This window comes from Streptomyces sp. bgisy100 (assembly GCF_057709105.1).
On the sequence record NZ_JBYITE010000124.1, the window covers coordinates 1 to 516 of the forward strand.

Below are 516 nucleotides of genomic sequence, written 5' to 3' on the forward strand. Positions count from 1 at the left end.
CTCGGTGCGGGCGGCCACGATCTGGGCTGCTGTGGGATATCCGGCATCGACCCAGTGCTCGCCGGGCAGGCAGTCGCGTGCGGCCAGACCCGTGTGGACGACCGCGGCCATCCGGTCGTCGGGAACGGTGGCGAGGGTGGTGGCCACGTTCGTGATCAGGTTCGGGACGTCGAGCTCGCAGGTCTCGGTGAGGTGGACCTTGTATCCGTCCCAGAAGGTGTCGCGTTTGACGCTGCCCCGCGCCTCGGTGTCATAGGGGGTGACCAGGCGCATCGCGCCCGGCGGGCAGTCTTTTGGGTCCCGCCGCCTCACCTCGCCGTCGACCAGGTGGAAGGACTGCACCCACGCCCGCCGCAGGGTCTCCACCTCGTCCAGCGTCCGCAGGGCGGTCGGTGCGGCGGGAGCGAGGACCGCCTCAAGCAGCCTCATCCCGTCTCTGCCAATCCGCAGGCCCACCTCGTCCCGCTTGGTGCGGGCCTGGGGAAACCGGGAGTCCTCGGCCTTCGTCGCATAGTG

At 70.2% G+C, this 516-nt stretch carries 1 pseudogene; it reads right to left on the bottom strand.

Annotated elements, in window-relative coordinates:
- Positions 1–516: pseudogene (locus AC3EQ1_RS31350) on the bottom strand (IS5/IS1182 family transposase); the annotation flags it as partial.